A 13,360-nucleotide genomic window follows, 5' to 3' on the forward strand; every position below is an offset into this window, starting at 1 on the left:
CCGTCGCGGCGCGTTCGCGCCGGTCAGCGAGCCTGTCCGGTTCGGGACGGGGCATGACGTTCCACGGGAAACCTCCGCCCCGCCCCTCCACCTCGACTACACGTCGAGGAACCGCACGTCCTTGGCGTTGCGGGTGATGAACGAGCGGCGCGACTCGACGTCCTCGCCCATCAGCACGCTGAAGAGCTCGTCGGCCGTGGCGGCGTCGTCCAGCGTCACCTGCATCATCTGGCGCGTGTCGGGGTCCATCGTGGTCTCCCAGAGCTCCTTGGCGTTCATCTCGCCGAGGCCCTTGTAGCGCTGGATGCCCTCGTCCTTGTTGATCTTCTTGCCCGCCGCCCGGCCGGCCTCGAGCAGTCCGTCGCGCTCGCGGTCGGAGTAGGCGAACTCCGGCTCGGCCCCGCGGCCGCTCCACTTGATCTTGTAGAGCGGAGGCATCGCGAGGAACACGTGGCCGTTCTCGACGAGCGGCCGCATGAACCGGAACAGCAGGGTGAGCAGCAGCGTCCGGATGTGCTGGCCGTCGACGTCGGCGTCGGCCATCAGCACGATCTTGTGGTACCGCAGCTTCGTCAGGTCGAACTCGTCATGGATGCCCGTGCCGAGCGCCGTGATGATCGACTGGACCTCGTTGTTCTTGAGGACGCGGTCGATGCGGGCCTTCTCGACATTGATGATCTTCCCCCGGATCGGGAGGATCGCCTGGAACATCGAGTCGCGGCCCGACTTCGCGGAGCCGCCCGCCGAGTCGCCCTCGACGATGTAGACCTCGCTGCGCTCCGGGTCGTTGCTGCGGCAGTCGGCGAGCTTGCCGGGCAGCCCGCCGAGGTCGCCCGCCGTCTTGCGCCGGACCAGCTCGCGCGCCTTGCGGGCGGCGAGACGCGCCTGCGCCGAGCCGACCGCTTTGTTGATGATGGTCTTGGCCTCGGCCGGGTTCGCCTCGAACCAGTCGGCGAGGTACTCGTTACAGACCTTCTGGACGAAGGAGCGGACCTCGGTGTTGCCGAGCTTGGTCTTCGTCTGGCCCTCGAACTGCGGCTCGGCCACCTTCACCGAGACAATCGCGGCGAGGCCCTCGCGGATGTCGTCGCCGGTGAGCGCCGGGTCCTTGTCCTTGATGAGCTTCTTGTCGCGCGCGTAGCGGTTGACCGTGGCGGTCAGCGCGGAGCGGAAGCCCTCCTCGTGGGTGCCGCCCTCCGTGGTGTTGATCGTGTTGCAGAACGTGTAGACGGACTCGGAGTAGCCCGAGTTCCACTGCATCGCGATCTCGACCTGGTGCCCGGTGCCCTCGGCCTGGAACCCCACCGGCTTGCGGTGGATCGGCTCCTTCGCGTGGTTGATGTGGGCGACGAAGTCCTCGAGGCCGCCCGGGTAGTGGAACGTGCGCTCCTTGACCTTGGAGACGTACCCCTCGGCGTCCGGCGCGTCGTCGACCTCGGCGGCGTCCCCGTCCTCGGTGCCCTCGGGCTTGCGCTCGTCGCGCAGCACGATCGTGAGGCCCTTGTTGAGGAAGGCCATCTCCTGCAGGCGCCGCGAGATCGTCTCGAGGTTGTAGGTGGTGGTCTCGAAGATGCCCGGGTCGGCCCAGAACGTGATGCTCGTGCCGGTCTTCTTCGTCCGGCCGGCCTCGGTGAGCGGGCCGGGCACCGAGCGCTCGTAGTGCTGCGTCCAGATCTGGCCGTCGCGGTGGATCTCGACGTCCAGCGCCGTCGACAGCGCGTTGACCACCGAGACGCCCACGCCGTGCAGACCACCGGAGACGGCGTACGACTTGTCGTCGAACTTGCCGCCCGCGTGGAGCATGGTCAGGACCATCTCCACGGCCGGCTTCTTCTCCACCGGGTGGGTATCGACCGGGATGCCGCGGCCGTCGTCGACCACCGAGATCCCGCCGTCGGCCTGCAGCGTGACCTCGACCTTGGTGGCGTAGCCGGCCATCGCCTCGTCGACGGAGTTGTCCACGACCTCCTGGATCAGGTGGTGCAGACCGCGCTCGCCGGTGGAGCCGATGTACATGCCGGGCCGCTTGCGGACGGCCTCGAGGCCCTCGAGGACGGTGATGGACGAGGCGCTGTAGTCCCCGTTGTTCTTCTTCTGGGCCGAGTTCTGTGCGGCTGCCACGGGCTCCGGTGTCTCCCTCGCGTGGGCACGTGCCCGAGCGACGTGCGCGCGGGCGGAAGTACTGCCTTTCATTCTACCGGGTCGCCCTCTCCAGAACGGGTCGGGCACGCGGCTCAGCGCGTCACACGTCGACCGGAACGACGTCGGGAGGGTCCGACCGGCCGAGAGGCACCCTTCGCGGCTCTCGCAGGCGTCTCGCGCGCCCCAGGAGCGCCGCTGACGCCCCCGCGCTCACCCGTAGGTGTCCCGGGGACCCCGACCGGACACGTGGCGGGGGCCGCGCCGCCAGCTCGGTGCGGCCGGGCCGTGGATGCGCATGGACGTCACGACCCCGTCGCCCAGGCCGGCCGCGATGCGGGCGATCAGCTGGCGCTGCAGGAGGCGCAGCTGCGTCGCCCACGCCGTCGAGTCGGCCTGCACGGTGAGGACGCCGTCGCGCAGCGACTCGGGGCGGGCGTGCTCGGCGACCTCGTCACCCACCAGTTCGGCCCAGCGCCCGAAGACCGACCCGCTGGCCAGGCGCGGCGCCCAGCCGCGGTCGCCGGAGAGCCGGGACGCCAGCCGGCCCAGGGTCTGCGGGTCGCGCTCGTCGGCGCCGGACCCCGACCAGCCCCGCCGCCGGGGGCGCCCGAGGCCCGTCCCCGACCGCCGGACGGGCTTGCGCACCCCGGCCGCGCCGTTCCCGCCGCCCGCGGCGGCTCGGCGCTCGGCGGTCGCCGCGCGGGCCGCCGCGAGGGCGTCGCGGGCGAGGTCGGCGCCACGCCGTGGCGCCCCGTCACCGTCCGTCGCAGCGTCGCGCGGGGTGCCCGGATCGTCACGATCAGGGGTGTGGACAGCACCCGACGGGGAGTCGCCCTGCTCCCGCCCCGGATCCGGGCCCGGACCACCGGTTGCCGACGTCCTGTCGCTCGAGTTGTCCACAGCATCCACAGGTCTGTCCCCAGGACCTCCACCGAGATCACGCGTCCGGGCCATCAGATCCACCCCCTGTCGCCCTACCGACCGCAGTCATCTCACTGACCGTGCCCGATTCGACTACGTAACGCGCACCCTGCAGGTCGTCGGGCACGTCGTCGTCCACGGCCGCCGTCACGAGCACCTGCTCCGCCCGCGCGGCGGTCCGGGCCAGCGCGCGCCGGCGCCGGACGTCGAGCTCGGCGAAGACGTCGTCGAGGATCAGCACCGGCTCGGACCCCTCCCCGCGCAGCAGCTCGAACCCGCCGAGGCGCAGCGCCAGCGCGAGCGACCACGACTCGCCGTGGCTCGCATAGCCCTTGGCCGGTCCCTCGCCGAGGGTCAGCTCGAGGTCGTCGCGGTGCGGCCCGACGAGGCACACGCCGCGCTCGATCTCCTGCCCGCGCCGCCGGCCCATCTCCTCGAGCAGCATCGCCTCGACGTCCTCCGCGGCCGGCAGCGCGGCCTCCGGGGCGCCGAGGGCGTCCACCGTCTCCGCGCGCGACCGGTAGCGGGCCCCCGCCGGCTCCGACTCCGGCGCCACCTCCGCGTACGCGGCGGTGACGTGGGGCGCGAGCGCGGCGGTGAGCTCGAGGCGCCCGGTGACCAGCGCGGCGCCGGCGCGGGCGAGGTGGGCGTCCCAGACGTCGAGCGTGCTCGTGTCGCCGCGGGCGTGCCGCGCGGTCTTGAGCAGGGCCGAGCGTTGGCGCAGCACCTTGTCGTACTCGGCGCGCACCCCGGCCCAGCGCGGCGCGCGCGAGACCAGCAGCTCGTCGAGGAACCGGCGCCGCTCGCCCGGATCCCCCCGGACGAGCGCCAGGTCCTCGGGCGCGAACACCACCGTCCGCACGATCCCGAGCACCTCGCGGGGGCTGCGCACCGGCGAGCGGTTGACCCGCGCGCGGTTCGCCTTCCCGCTGGCGATCTCGACCTGGACGGTGAGCTCGCGGCCCTCGTTGACCGCGACCGCCCGCACGGTGGCCGACGTCGCCCCGCGCCGGATGAGCGGAGCGTCACCCGCGACACGATGCGAGGACAGGGTGGCGAGGTAGCCGACGGCCTCGACGAGGTTGGTCTTGCCCTGGCCGTTGGCGCCGACGAGCACCGACACGCCGGGCGCGAACTCGAGGTCGGCCTGCTCCCAGGACCGGAAGTCGGTGACCGACAGCGCCCGCACATGCATCGTGAGGGCTCAGCCCCCCGTGGGCGGCTCGTTCGCGGCCTCGCCCGCCTTGTGCGTGGCGTGCCCGCCGAACTGGGCGCGCAGCGCCGCGACCGCCTTCATCGCCGGCGAGTCGACCTGGCGGGAGGCGAACCGCGCGAACAGCGCCGCCGAGATCACCGGCGCCGGGACGGCGTGCACGATCGCCTCGTCGACCGTCCAGCGGCCCTCGCCGGAGTCCTCGGCGTAGCCGGTGATCTGGTCGAGGTGCGGGTCGGCCTCGAGCGCCCGGACCATGAGGTCGAGCAGCCAGCTGCGCACGACGGTGCCGCGGCTCCACGCCTTCATCACGGCGCCGACGTTGTCGACCGGGCCGCCCGCGGACAGCAGCTCGTAGCCCTCGGCGTAGGCCTGCATGAGGCCGTACTCGACGCCGTTGTGGACCATCTTCGCGTAGTGCCCCGCGCCGACCGGGCCGGCGTGGACGAAGCCCTCCTCGCGGGGGCCCTCGGGGCGCAGGGCGTCGAACACCGGCAGCAGACGCTCGATGTCCGCCGCGTCGCCGCCGGCCATGAGGCCGTAGCCCTCGGTGCGACCCCAGACGCCGCCGGAGACACCGCAGTCGACGTAGCGGACGCCCGTGGCGTCGAGGAGCTCGGCGTGCACGGCGTCGTCGGTGAACTTGCTGTTGCCGCCGTCGATCACGAGGTCGCCCGCCTCGAGCAGGTCGGCGAGGCTGGTCACCGTCGAGTTCGTGGCCTCGCCGGCCGGGACCATCAGCCACACCGTGCGCGGCGCCGCGAGCGCCGAGACGAGATCGGCCAGCGACTTGACGTCGCCCGACCCGTCGTTGGCGTAGCCGACGACCTCGTGACCGGCGGCGCGGAGCCGTTCGGCCATGTTGCCGCCCATGCGTCCGAGCCCGACCATCCCCAGCTGCACGTCGCGTTCCTCTCGTCGGCCGCCCCACCGCGGGGCGTGTCTGCGCTCGGGTCGGGAGTCTCGGGGGCGAGCGGGCCTCAGCCCGGGAGCCGCACCGGCATCAGCAGGTAGAGATACCCGGGACGGGGATCCGGGAGGTCGTCGGCGTGGTCGCCCGGCCCGGGCTCGACCGCGGTGGCGCCGCCCTCGGCCGGCTCGGAACCGTCGTCGCCGCCGGCGCCGCCCGACTCCCCGGCGGGGCTCGCGGGCCGCAGCAGGGCAGGCCGGCTCGGCGTGGTGAACGACAGGTGCGCGTGGTCGGCACCGAGGGCGCCGAGGCCGTCGAGCAGGTAGCCGGGGTTGAACGCGATGGTCAGCGGCTCGCCGACGAACCGGCAGGACAGCTCCTCCTCGGCGCTGCCCTCGTCGTCGCCGCCCGCGGTGAGGCGCAGCGAGTCGTCCGCGAACTCGAGGCGCACCTGCGTGCCCCGCTCCGCGACCAGCGAGACGCGCTTGATCGCCTCGACCAGCGGCCCGATCTCGATGACCGCCGCCGAGGTGTGCTCCTTGGGCAGCAGCTGGCGGTAGCGCGGGAACTCGGCGTCGAGCAGCCGCGTGGTGGAGCGCCGCCCGCCGCCGGCGAGGCCCAGCAGGCCGTCGCCGCGGGCCAGGGCGAGCTCGATGCGGGAGCCGGACGAGGTGAGCGTCTTCGCGGCCTCGGCGAGCGTCTTGGCGGGGGCGAGCAGCGCGACCTCGCCCGACTCGCCGGCGCCCGAGCTCTCGCCCGGCTCCCACGTGAACTCGCGGACGGCGAGGCGGAACCGGTCGGTGGCGGCGAGCGTGAGCGTCGAGCCGTCGATCTCGATGCGGATGCCGGTGAGCATCGGCAGCGTGTCGTCCCGGCCGGCGGCCACCGCGACCTGCCCGACCGCCTGGGCGAACACCTCGGGGGCGAGCGCGCCGGCGACCGGGGGCATGTCCGGCAGCTGCGGGTAGTCCTCCGCCGACATGGTCGGGAGGCTGAAGCGGGCGTTGCCGCAGGCGATGGCGGCGCGCGGGCCGTCGACGGTGACGTCGACCGGGTGCGGGGGCAGGGCGCGGGTGATGTCGGCGAGCAGGCGGCCGGACACCAGCGCGCGCCCGGCGTCGCCGATCATCGCCGGGACCTCGACGCGGGCGGAGACCTCGTAGTCGAACCCCGAGACCGTCAGCGTGCCGTCGCCCTCGGTGTCGAGCAGGACGCCGCCGAGGACCGGGACGGGCGCGCGGCTCGGCAGGCTGCGGGCGACGAAGGCGACGGCGTCGGCGAGGGCGTCTCGTTCGACGCGGAACTTCATCGCGGGTCCTCCCCCTGCTCGGCCTGTGGCGTGATCCCTGGACGCGGGACGCACCCCGGCGCGGGTGCATCACGGTAGAGCGTGCAGGAGGGGTCCGACACTCCGGGCCCGGTCTCGATTCGAGCCGATCGGGTAGCCCGTGCCTGATCACGGCGAGCCCTCATCCCTGTGTCCACACCACCTGTTCTTCTGTAGTTCTCCGAGAAGAGAAGAACAGCAGTACCAGTAGGTCCTGTGCGTGGTGTGGATCGAGGCCGTCGGCGCTGGTGGGGCGGCCGGATCCGGTGTGGACACCTCGGCGCGGGCGGTGCCCGGATCCGGGGACAGACCGGCGTGTCCGGTGGACGGACGGCGCTCCGTCCTGCTCGTCCCGCCCGTTTCCACCGGGCCCGGACAGATGTCCACAGACTTGTCCCCAGCTGTGGGTCGATCGGGAGTCGAACGATCGCGGTGTGCTACCGGCCTCGGTGTTCGGCGATCGGGGACGGCATCTCGTCGCCGGCCCTCTGCTCCAGTGGTCACGGTGTGTCGCTCAAGGAGCGGTAAGATCTCGACGCAGCGTCATCATTCCGCCCTCGGAGTATCGCGGCGTCGCTGTGTCGGGGCGCCGAGGGCGTGCTGGGTGCCGTGGGTGTTCGAGGCGCCGTGGAAGCAGCGAGGGAGTCCCTCGCTGCCTCTCAGGGCGCGCGAAGCGGTGGCGTACATCGGGCGGGCGGGCGCGAACGGGGACTTCGGACGCGGAGAAGCAGCGAGCGGGGGCTGCGTCAGCCGCGGGCGCGCTGCTTGATGCGCGCGGTGAGCTCCTGGACCTGTTCGTAGGTCCGGCGCCGCTCGGCCATCTCCTTGCGAATCTTCTTGTCCGCGTGCATGACCGTGGTGTGGTCGCGGTTGCCGAACGTCTGCCCGATGCGGGGCAGCGAGAGGTCGGTGAGCTCGCGGCACAGGTACATCGCGATCTGGCGGGCCAGCGCGAGCGCCTTGGTCTTGCCGGGGCCGCAGAGGTCGTCGATGGAGACGCCGTAGAACTCGGCGGTGACCGCCATGATCGTCGGTGCCGTGATCTCCGACTGCCGCGAGTCGGGGATGAGGTCGCGCAGCACGATCTCGGCGAGCTGGAGGTCGATCGGCTGGCGGTTGAGCGACGCGAACGCCGTGACGCGGATCAGCGCGCCCTCGAGCTCGCGGATGTTGCGCTCGATCCGGTCGGCGATGAACTCGAGCACCTCGGGCGGCGCGGCCATCCGCTCGCCGGCGGCCTTCTTGCGCAGGATCGCGATGCGGGTCTCGAGCTCGGGGGGCTGGATGTCGGTGATCAGGCCCCACTCGAACCGCGTGCGCAGGCGGTCCTCGAGCGTCTCCAGCCGCTTGGGCGGGCGGTCGGAGGACACGACGATCTGTTTGTTCGCGTTGTGGAGGGTGTTGAAGGTGTGGAAGAACTCCTCCTGGGTCCCTTCCTTGCCCTCCAGGAACTGGATGTCGTCCACCAGCAGTACGTCGACGTCGCGGTAGCGCCGCTGGAAGGCGATCTTGCGGTCGTCGCGCAGGCTGTTGATGAAGTCGTTGGTGAACTCCTCGGTCGACACGTACCGCACCCGCATGCCGGAGAACAGCCGCTGGGCGTAGTGCCCGACGGCGTGCAGCAGGTGGGTCTTGCCGAGCCCGGAGTCGCCCCAGACGAACAGCGGGTTGTACGCGCGCGCCGGCGCCTCGGAGACCGCGACGGCGGCCGCGTGGGCGAAGCGGTTCGAGGCCCCGATGACGAACGTGTCGAAGGTGTACTTCTCGTTGAGGCGCGTCTGCGAGCGCGGGGCGCCGCGTGCGGGGTCCGGGCCGGTGTCACGCAGCTCGGTGACCGGCTCGCCGGGGCCGCGGGGCTGCCAGATCTCGTGGACGGCGGCGAGGCCGTCGCGGACCTCGTCGACCTCCTCCTCGGGGTGCGCCCGGTCCGGGTTGTGCGTGACCCGCCCGACGCCGGCGGCCGCGGCGATCGCCTCGGCGCGGTGCGACGAGGTCGGCTCCGAGGGCGAGGACGTCGCCGCGAGGTAGCCGGTGTCCGGGCCGGAGTGGTGGCCGTCGCTGGACGGGTCGCCGTTGGCGGCCGGCGGGAGCGTGACGCGCGGGAGCGGCGAGGTGGTGGGGCCGATCTCCGGGGTGGGGCGCGCGCTGTGGTCGACGCGGACGGCGAGCGAGACGGGCCGGCCGATGTGGCGGGAGAGTGCGGCGACGATGGGGTCGCGCAGCGCCCGCTCGATCGCCTCCTTGGCGAACTCGCTCGGTGCGGCCAGCAGCGCGGTGTCGTCGAGCAGCCCGAGCGGGCGCGTCACCCGCACCCAGGCCCGCTGCTGCGGGGAGAGCATGGCGCCGTCGCCGGAGCCGGCGGTGAGCTCGGCGACGACCTGGCCCCAGGTCTCGTCGAGGTCGAAGAGCTGGTCCGACACCGCGCACCCCCTCCGTCCCTGACCCGGCGCGAGGACCGGCCGACTCGCCCGTGGGCATGCGCGTCCACAGCCTTGTCCACAACTGTGCACGACGGCTCGTTGGCGGTGACGAGCGGGTGCGACGGGCGCCCCCCAGCACCCGAGGTCCTCTTCTTCTCCCCCGCTCGGGCGGCACGTGTGCCGGACCCGGGGCCGAGGTCCGCGTCCTCGGCGAGTGCTGGACGCTAACAAGGTCCCGGCAGCCCCCACAACCTCCCCGACCGGAGCCGACGCGCGCCGACCCTGGCGTGCGGACCCGGGGTGCGGCCGTGCCCGGCGGCACCGGCTACCCTGGTCACGACCGGAGCCGACGACCCGTGTGGACGTGCGGCACCCACCGTGGCGTCGTGATCACGCGGCGCGTTGGAGCAGGAGAACGCGAAAGTGGCCAAGGGCAAGCGCACGTTCCAGCCGAACAACCGTCGGCGGTCCAAGACCCACGGCTTCCGGCTGCGCATGCGGACGCGCGCCGGCCGTGCGGTGCTCGCCGCGCGTCGCCGCAAGGGCCGCGAGACGCTCAGCGCCTGATCGGTGTGCGGGCAACGGCCCGCCGGCACGACCTCCAGGACGGGACCGCTCCCACGCCGGATGCGGTCCCGTTCGTCGTGTGCCGGGTCGTCCGCCCCGCCTCTTCCCGTCGTGCTCCCGCGCCCACTCCGGATCACCCGGCCCCAGGACTTCCGACACGTGCTGCGCCGGGGACGGCGCGCCGGGAAGCGCCGGGTGGTGGTGCACGCCCTGGCGCCCTCGGCGGTGCCCCCGACCCCGGACCGTCCGGCGCGGGCGGGGCTCGTGGTGGGCCGTTCCGTGGGGCCCGCGGTCGTCCGGCACCGCGTCAGCCGGCGGCTGCGGCACCTCCTGCGCACCCGCCTCGAGGCCTTGCCGCCCGGGACCGACCTGGTCATCCGTGCCCAGCCCGCCGCGGGCGAGGCGACCTCGGCCGAGCTCGGCGAGGACCTCGACGCCGCGCTGGCCCGCCTGCGGCTCAGGGACTGAAGAGGTAGTTGCGCTCGGTGTCGACGATCCCCGCGGCGGGCCGCCAGCCCGCCGACCACGTGAACGCCCGGTATCCCAGCTCGCCCGTGAGGCGGTCGAAGAGGTCGGCGGCGCGCACGCCGTACTTCTGCGTGTGCCGGTCCTCGATCTCGAGCAGGAGGTGGGGCCGGTGATCCGCGAGCGTCGCGGCGGCCCCGTCGAGCAGCGCGCCCTCGGCGCCCTCGACGTCGGCCTTCACGAAGGACACCCCGCCCGGCGTGAGGTCGGCGACGACGGTGTCGACCGTCTCGACGGCCACGGACTCCAGCCGGTGGCCGGCGAACTCGCGGTTCGGGCCGGCGTCCCGCGCCCCCGCGGTCACGTAGGCGCGCCCGTGCACGGGCAGCCCTCGCCGTCGCGGGACGGAGAGCTCGGCGGTACCGGGGGTGTCGGAGAGCGCCAGACGGTGCAGGTGCACCCACGACAGACCGGCGGCGCGCACCCCGAGCCGCAGCGCCCGGTGCGCGCCGTGCTGGGGCTCGAAGGCGTGCACGGCGCCGTCCGGACCGACGAGGTCGGCGAGGACATGGGTGTAGAGCCCGAACTCGGCGCCGATGTCGAGGCAGACGTCGCCCGGCCCGACCAGCTCGGCGAGCCCGAGGATCTCCTTCTCGACGACCGTGCCCTGGCGGGCGGCGGCCACGAGGGCGCCGTGGACCGCGCGCGAGCGGCGCGTCCCGTGGCTCCGGAGCGTCGAGCTCCGCTGCGCTCCGTCTCCCGGCCCGGGGGTCGAGCTCCGCTGCGCTCCGTCTCCCGCGCTGGGTCGTTCGGTGGGCGTCCCTCCGGCGATCGACACGGCGCGGATGCTCCCACGAGGGTGGGACGACCCGGCCCGGGCGGTCGCTTCCCGGCGCGCGGACGGGCACCATGGAGTCGAGCACCGGGGCCGGCGCGACCCACGGAGACGGAAGCCCCAGCAACGCATCCGCGGCGCGCGCCCGTGGCCCCGACGAGGAGGACGGCATCGGTGGGTGAGGTGGCCGCGTCCCCGGACGCCGGTGCGCGCCGCCCGTCCGTCGCGGTCCGCGCCCTGGCCGCCGTGCTCCGCGTCTACCAGCGGTGGATCTCGCCGCTGTTCCCGCCCTCGTGCCGCTTCCACCCCAGCTGCAGCGCCTACGCGATCGGCGCGCTGCGCACCCACGGGGTCGTGATCGGCACGGGGTTGACCCTGGTCAGGGTGGCCAAGTGCGCACCCTGGCACCCTGGAGGCCTGGATCCGGTGCCGCCCCGCGGGCACCGGACGTGGTGCGGGTGGCCCCGCCGCGCCGCCGACACGGGGGCCGACACCCCCCACACCGAGGAGCGAGAGCAGTGCTGAACTTCATCTACTACCCGGTGTCGGGAATCATGTGGTTCTGGCACGAGGTGTTCGGCTTCGTCCTCGGGCCCGCCAGCGGACTCGGCTGGGCGCTGTCGGTGATCTTCCTGGTCTTCACCCTGCGCGCGCTGCTGATCAAGCCGTTCATCAGCCAGGTCCGCTCGATGCGGAAGATGCAGGAGTTCCAGCCGCAGATCAAGAAGCTGCAGGAGAAGTACAAGAACGACCGGCAGAAGCTCGCCGAGGAGATGCAGAAGCTCCAGAAGGAGCACGGGGTCAACCCCCTCGGCGGCTGTCTCCCCCTGCTGGTGCAGCTGCCGGTCTTCATCGGTCTGTTCCACGTGCTACGGGGCTTCCAGCCGAACTACCCGTACAACTACGTCTTCGACCGCGCCGACATCGAGTCGTTCACCAACGCCGACATCTTCGGCGTCAAGCTGAACGAGGCGATCGCCGGCGGGATGCAGTCGCTGGGCACCTTCTCGTTCAACTTCGGCGAGTTCCAGGCGCACGTCCTGCCCGTCGCGCTCCCGCTGATGATCCTCGCGGCGGTCGCCACGCACTTCACGGCGCGCGTCTCACAGCAGCACCAGAGCCCCGCCGCCGCGGCGAACCCGCAGGCCGCGATCATGGGCAAGATCACGATGTGGCTGTTCCCGGCCGGTCTGCTCGTCTTCGGTGCCTTCTTCCCGATCGCGATCCTCATCTACTTCCTCAGCCAGAACACCTGGACGCTCGGCCAGCAGTTCCTCATCTACCGCAAGATCGCCCGCGAGGAGGAGGAGCAGCGGGAGCAGGCGCGCGAGGCGCGTGACGCCCTCGCTCCCAAGCCGGGGCAGAAGCCGCAGGTGGGGCAGAAGCCGCAGGTCGGTCAGAAGCCGCAGCGTCAGCGCGCCGCCGCCGACACCGCCGCCGACACGTCCGACGAGATCACCGACGGCATCGCCGACGGGGACGCGCCGGACGAGGCGCCGGCCGCCCCGCAGGGCGGCGGGAAGACCGGCGCGGCCGCGAACGGCGGCGCCAAGTCCGGCTCCGGCAAGCGCGCCCCCGGCAAGGTCGGGCCGGCACGCAACGGCGGCGGCGCCCGGCAGGGCTCCGGCAACGCTTCACCGGGCAAGGTCAACCGCGGCAACGGCTCGGCCAACGGGTCCGGCAACGGCTCCGGGAACGGGTCCGGGAACGCGGGCAAGGGCGGCAAGGGCGGACAGCTCACGTCGTCGGGTCAGGGCACCAAGCGCGGCAAGAAGAAGAAGTAGCTCGCCGGCGGCGGACGATGACGGCCCCACGGTCGCCACCCCGCCGCCGCGAGTCCCCGGCCACCGCGCACGGGCCGTCCCCACGGGCCGCGCGAGCCGGACCCACGGACCCGCACGCGACGCCCGCGAGAACGGCGCGGCGCGTGCCAGGAGAGGCCCCGCGACCGGGGCCCGGCGGAAGGAGACGGCGTGTCGGAGACGGTGGCGTCGCAGGAGAAGGACGAGTCAGCGGTGGAGGCGGGGTCGGCGGAGACCGCCCCGGCGGAGGACGCCTCGCGCGCCGAGCGCAGTTCCGAGGACCAGCTCGTCCGTGAGGGCGACATCGCGGGCGACTACCTCGAGCGCCTGCTCGACATCCTCGACTTCGACGGGGACATCGACCTCGATGTCGAGGCCGGCCGCGCGGTGGTGAGCGTCGACGGCGGCAAGGACCTCGAGAAGCTCGTGGGTGCCCGGGGCGACGTCCTCGAGGCGCTGCAGGAGCTGACGCGCCTCGCGGTGCAGCAGTCGACCGGCTCCCGCAACCGGCTCATGCTCGACGTCGCGGGCTGGCGTTCGCAGCGCCGCTCCGAGCTGAGCGACCTCGGCCGCACCGCGGCCCAGGAGGCGAAGGACACCGGGCGCTCCCAGCGCCTGCGTCCGATGACGCCGTTCGAGCGCAAGATCGTGCACGACGCCGTGGCCGCGGCCGGCGGGGTGCGCAGCGAGAGCGAGGGCGAGGAGCCCCGCCGTCGCGTCGTGGTCCACCCGGTCGGCTGAGGTGCCTCGCCACGACG

The 13,360-nt window shown here is 73.2% G+C and carries 12 protein-coding genes; 5 read left to right on the plus strand and 7 right to left on the minus strand.

Going from position 1 to position 13,360, the window contains the following annotated elements:
- Positions 1-96 precede the first annotated feature (96 nt).
- The 6 genes from gyrB to dnaA all read right to left on the minus strand — a co-directional run bounded on the left by gyrB (position 97) and on the right by dnaA (position 8,852).
- The gene (gene gyrB / locus WCD58_RS25225) at positions 97-2,121 is read right to left on the minus strand and encodes a DNA topoisomerase (ATP-hydrolyzing) subunit B (RefSeq protein WP_337705853.1); all 2,025 of its coding nucleotides are present in this window, start codon (positions 2,119-2,121) and stop codon (positions 97-99) included.
- 231 nt (positions 2,122-2,352) lie between these two features.
- Complete coding sequence (locus tag WCD58_RS25230) at positions 2,353-3,042, minus strand: DciA family protein (RefSeq protein WP_373696283.1); 690 nt, start codon at positions 3,040-3,042, stop codon at positions 2,353-2,355.
- Positions 3,043-3,079: 37 nt separating this feature from the next.
- Entirely contained in the window at positions 3,080-4,258 is a 1,179-nt protein-coding gene (gene recF, locus WCD58_RS25235; protein WP_337705855.1) for a DNA replication/repair protein RecF, read from the minus strand.
- Between the two features lie 9 nt (positions 4,259-4,267).
- A complete protein-coding gene (gene gnd, locus WCD58_RS25240) occupies positions 4,268-5,179 on the minus strand; it encodes a phosphogluconate dehydrogenase (NAD(+)-dependent, decarboxylating) (protein WP_337705856.1) in 912 nt (303 codons plus the stop codon).
- Positions 5,180-5,256: 77 nt separating this feature from the next.
- Positions 5,257-6,495, minus strand: a complete 1,239-nt coding sequence (gene dnaN, locus WCD58_RS25245) for a DNA polymerase III subunit beta (protein WP_337705857.1) — start codon at positions 6,493-6,495, stop codon at positions 5,257-5,259.
- Between the two features lie 764 nt (positions 6,496-7,259).
- Complete coding sequence (dnaA, locus tag WCD58_RS25250; protein ID WP_373696284.1) at positions 7,260-8,852, minus strand: chromosomal replication initiator protein DnaA; 1,593 nt, start codon at positions 8,850-8,852, stop codon at positions 7,260-7,262.
- Positions 8,853-9,356: 504 nt separating this feature from the next.
- Between dnaA and rpmH the strand changes: the two genes are divergently transcribed.
- Positions 9,357-9,500: a 50S ribosomal protein L34 gene (rpmH, locus tag WCD58_RS25255; RefSeq protein ID WP_133826811.1), complete on the plus strand. Its 144-nt coding sequence runs from the start codon at positions 9,357-9,359 to the stop codon at positions 9,498-9,500.
- A gap of 60 nt (positions 9,501-9,560) precedes the next feature.
- Positions 9,561-9,968, plus strand: coding sequence for a ribonuclease P protein component (gene rnpA / locus WCD58_RS25260; protein ID WP_373696276.1), 408 nt, complete (start codon positions 9,561-9,563; stop codon positions 9,966-9,968).
- Here the strand turns inward: rnpA and WCD58_RS25265 are convergent.
- The gene (locus WCD58_RS25265) at positions 9,958-10,650 is read right to left on the minus strand and encodes an FkbM family methyltransferase (RefSeq protein ID WP_337705860.1); all 693 of its coding nucleotides are present in this window, start codon (positions 10,648-10,650) and stop codon (positions 9,958-9,960) included. The genes rnpA and WCD58_RS25265 overlap by 11 nt on opposite strands.
- A gap of 324 nt (positions 10,651-10,974) precedes the next feature.
- On the opposite strand from WCD58_RS25265, the gene yidD reads away from it, so the two are divergent.
- From yidD to WCD58_RS25280, 3 genes are all read left to right on the plus strand, one after another.
- On the plus strand, positions 10,975-11,325 hold the full coding sequence (gene yidD, locus WCD58_RS25270; RefSeq protein ID WP_337705861.1) for a membrane protein insertion efficiency factor YidD: 351 nt from the start codon (positions 10,975-10,977) through the stop codon (positions 11,323-11,325).
- Positions 11,319-12,584 carry a membrane protein insertase YidC gene (gene yidC, locus WCD58_RS25275; protein ID WP_337705862.1) on the plus strand — a complete coding sequence of 422 codons (1,266 nt, stop codon included), beginning with the start codon at positions 11,319-11,321 and terminating at the stop codon, positions 12,582-12,584. The genes yidD and yidC overlap by 7 nt, the downstream gene beginning before the upstream one ends.
- A 189-nt stretch (positions 12,585-12,773) precedes the next feature.
- Positions 12,774-13,343, plus strand: coding sequence for a Jag family protein (locus tag WCD58_RS25280; protein ID WP_373696277.1), 570 nt, complete (start codon positions 12,774-12,776; stop codon positions 13,341-13,343).
- Positions 13,344-13,360: the final 17 nt, after the last annotated feature.

Origin of the sequence: Actinomycetospora flava (genome assembly GCF_037400335.1) — a bacterium.
GTDB classification, from domain to species: Bacteria; Actinomycetota; Actinomycetes; order Mycobacteriales; family Pseudonocardiaceae; genus Actinomycetospora; species Actinomycetospora flava.

Coding starts and splice junctions, on each gene's coding strand:
- recF (WP_337705855.1), bottom strand. CDS start 4,258: ATGCATGTGCGGGCGCTGTCGGTCACCGACTTCCGGTCCTGGGAGCAG.
- dnaN (WP_337705857.1), bottom strand. CDS start 6,495: ATGAAGTTCCGCGTCGAACGAGACGCCCTCGCCGACGCCGTCGCCTTC.
- dnaA (WP_373696284.1), bottom strand. CDS start 8,852: ATGCTCTCCCCGCAGCAGCGGGCCTGGGTGCGGGTGACGCGCCCGCTC.
- rnpA (WP_373696276.1), top strand. CDS start 9,561: ATGCGGTCCCGTTCGTCGTGTGCCGGGTCGTCCGCCCCGCCTCTTCCC.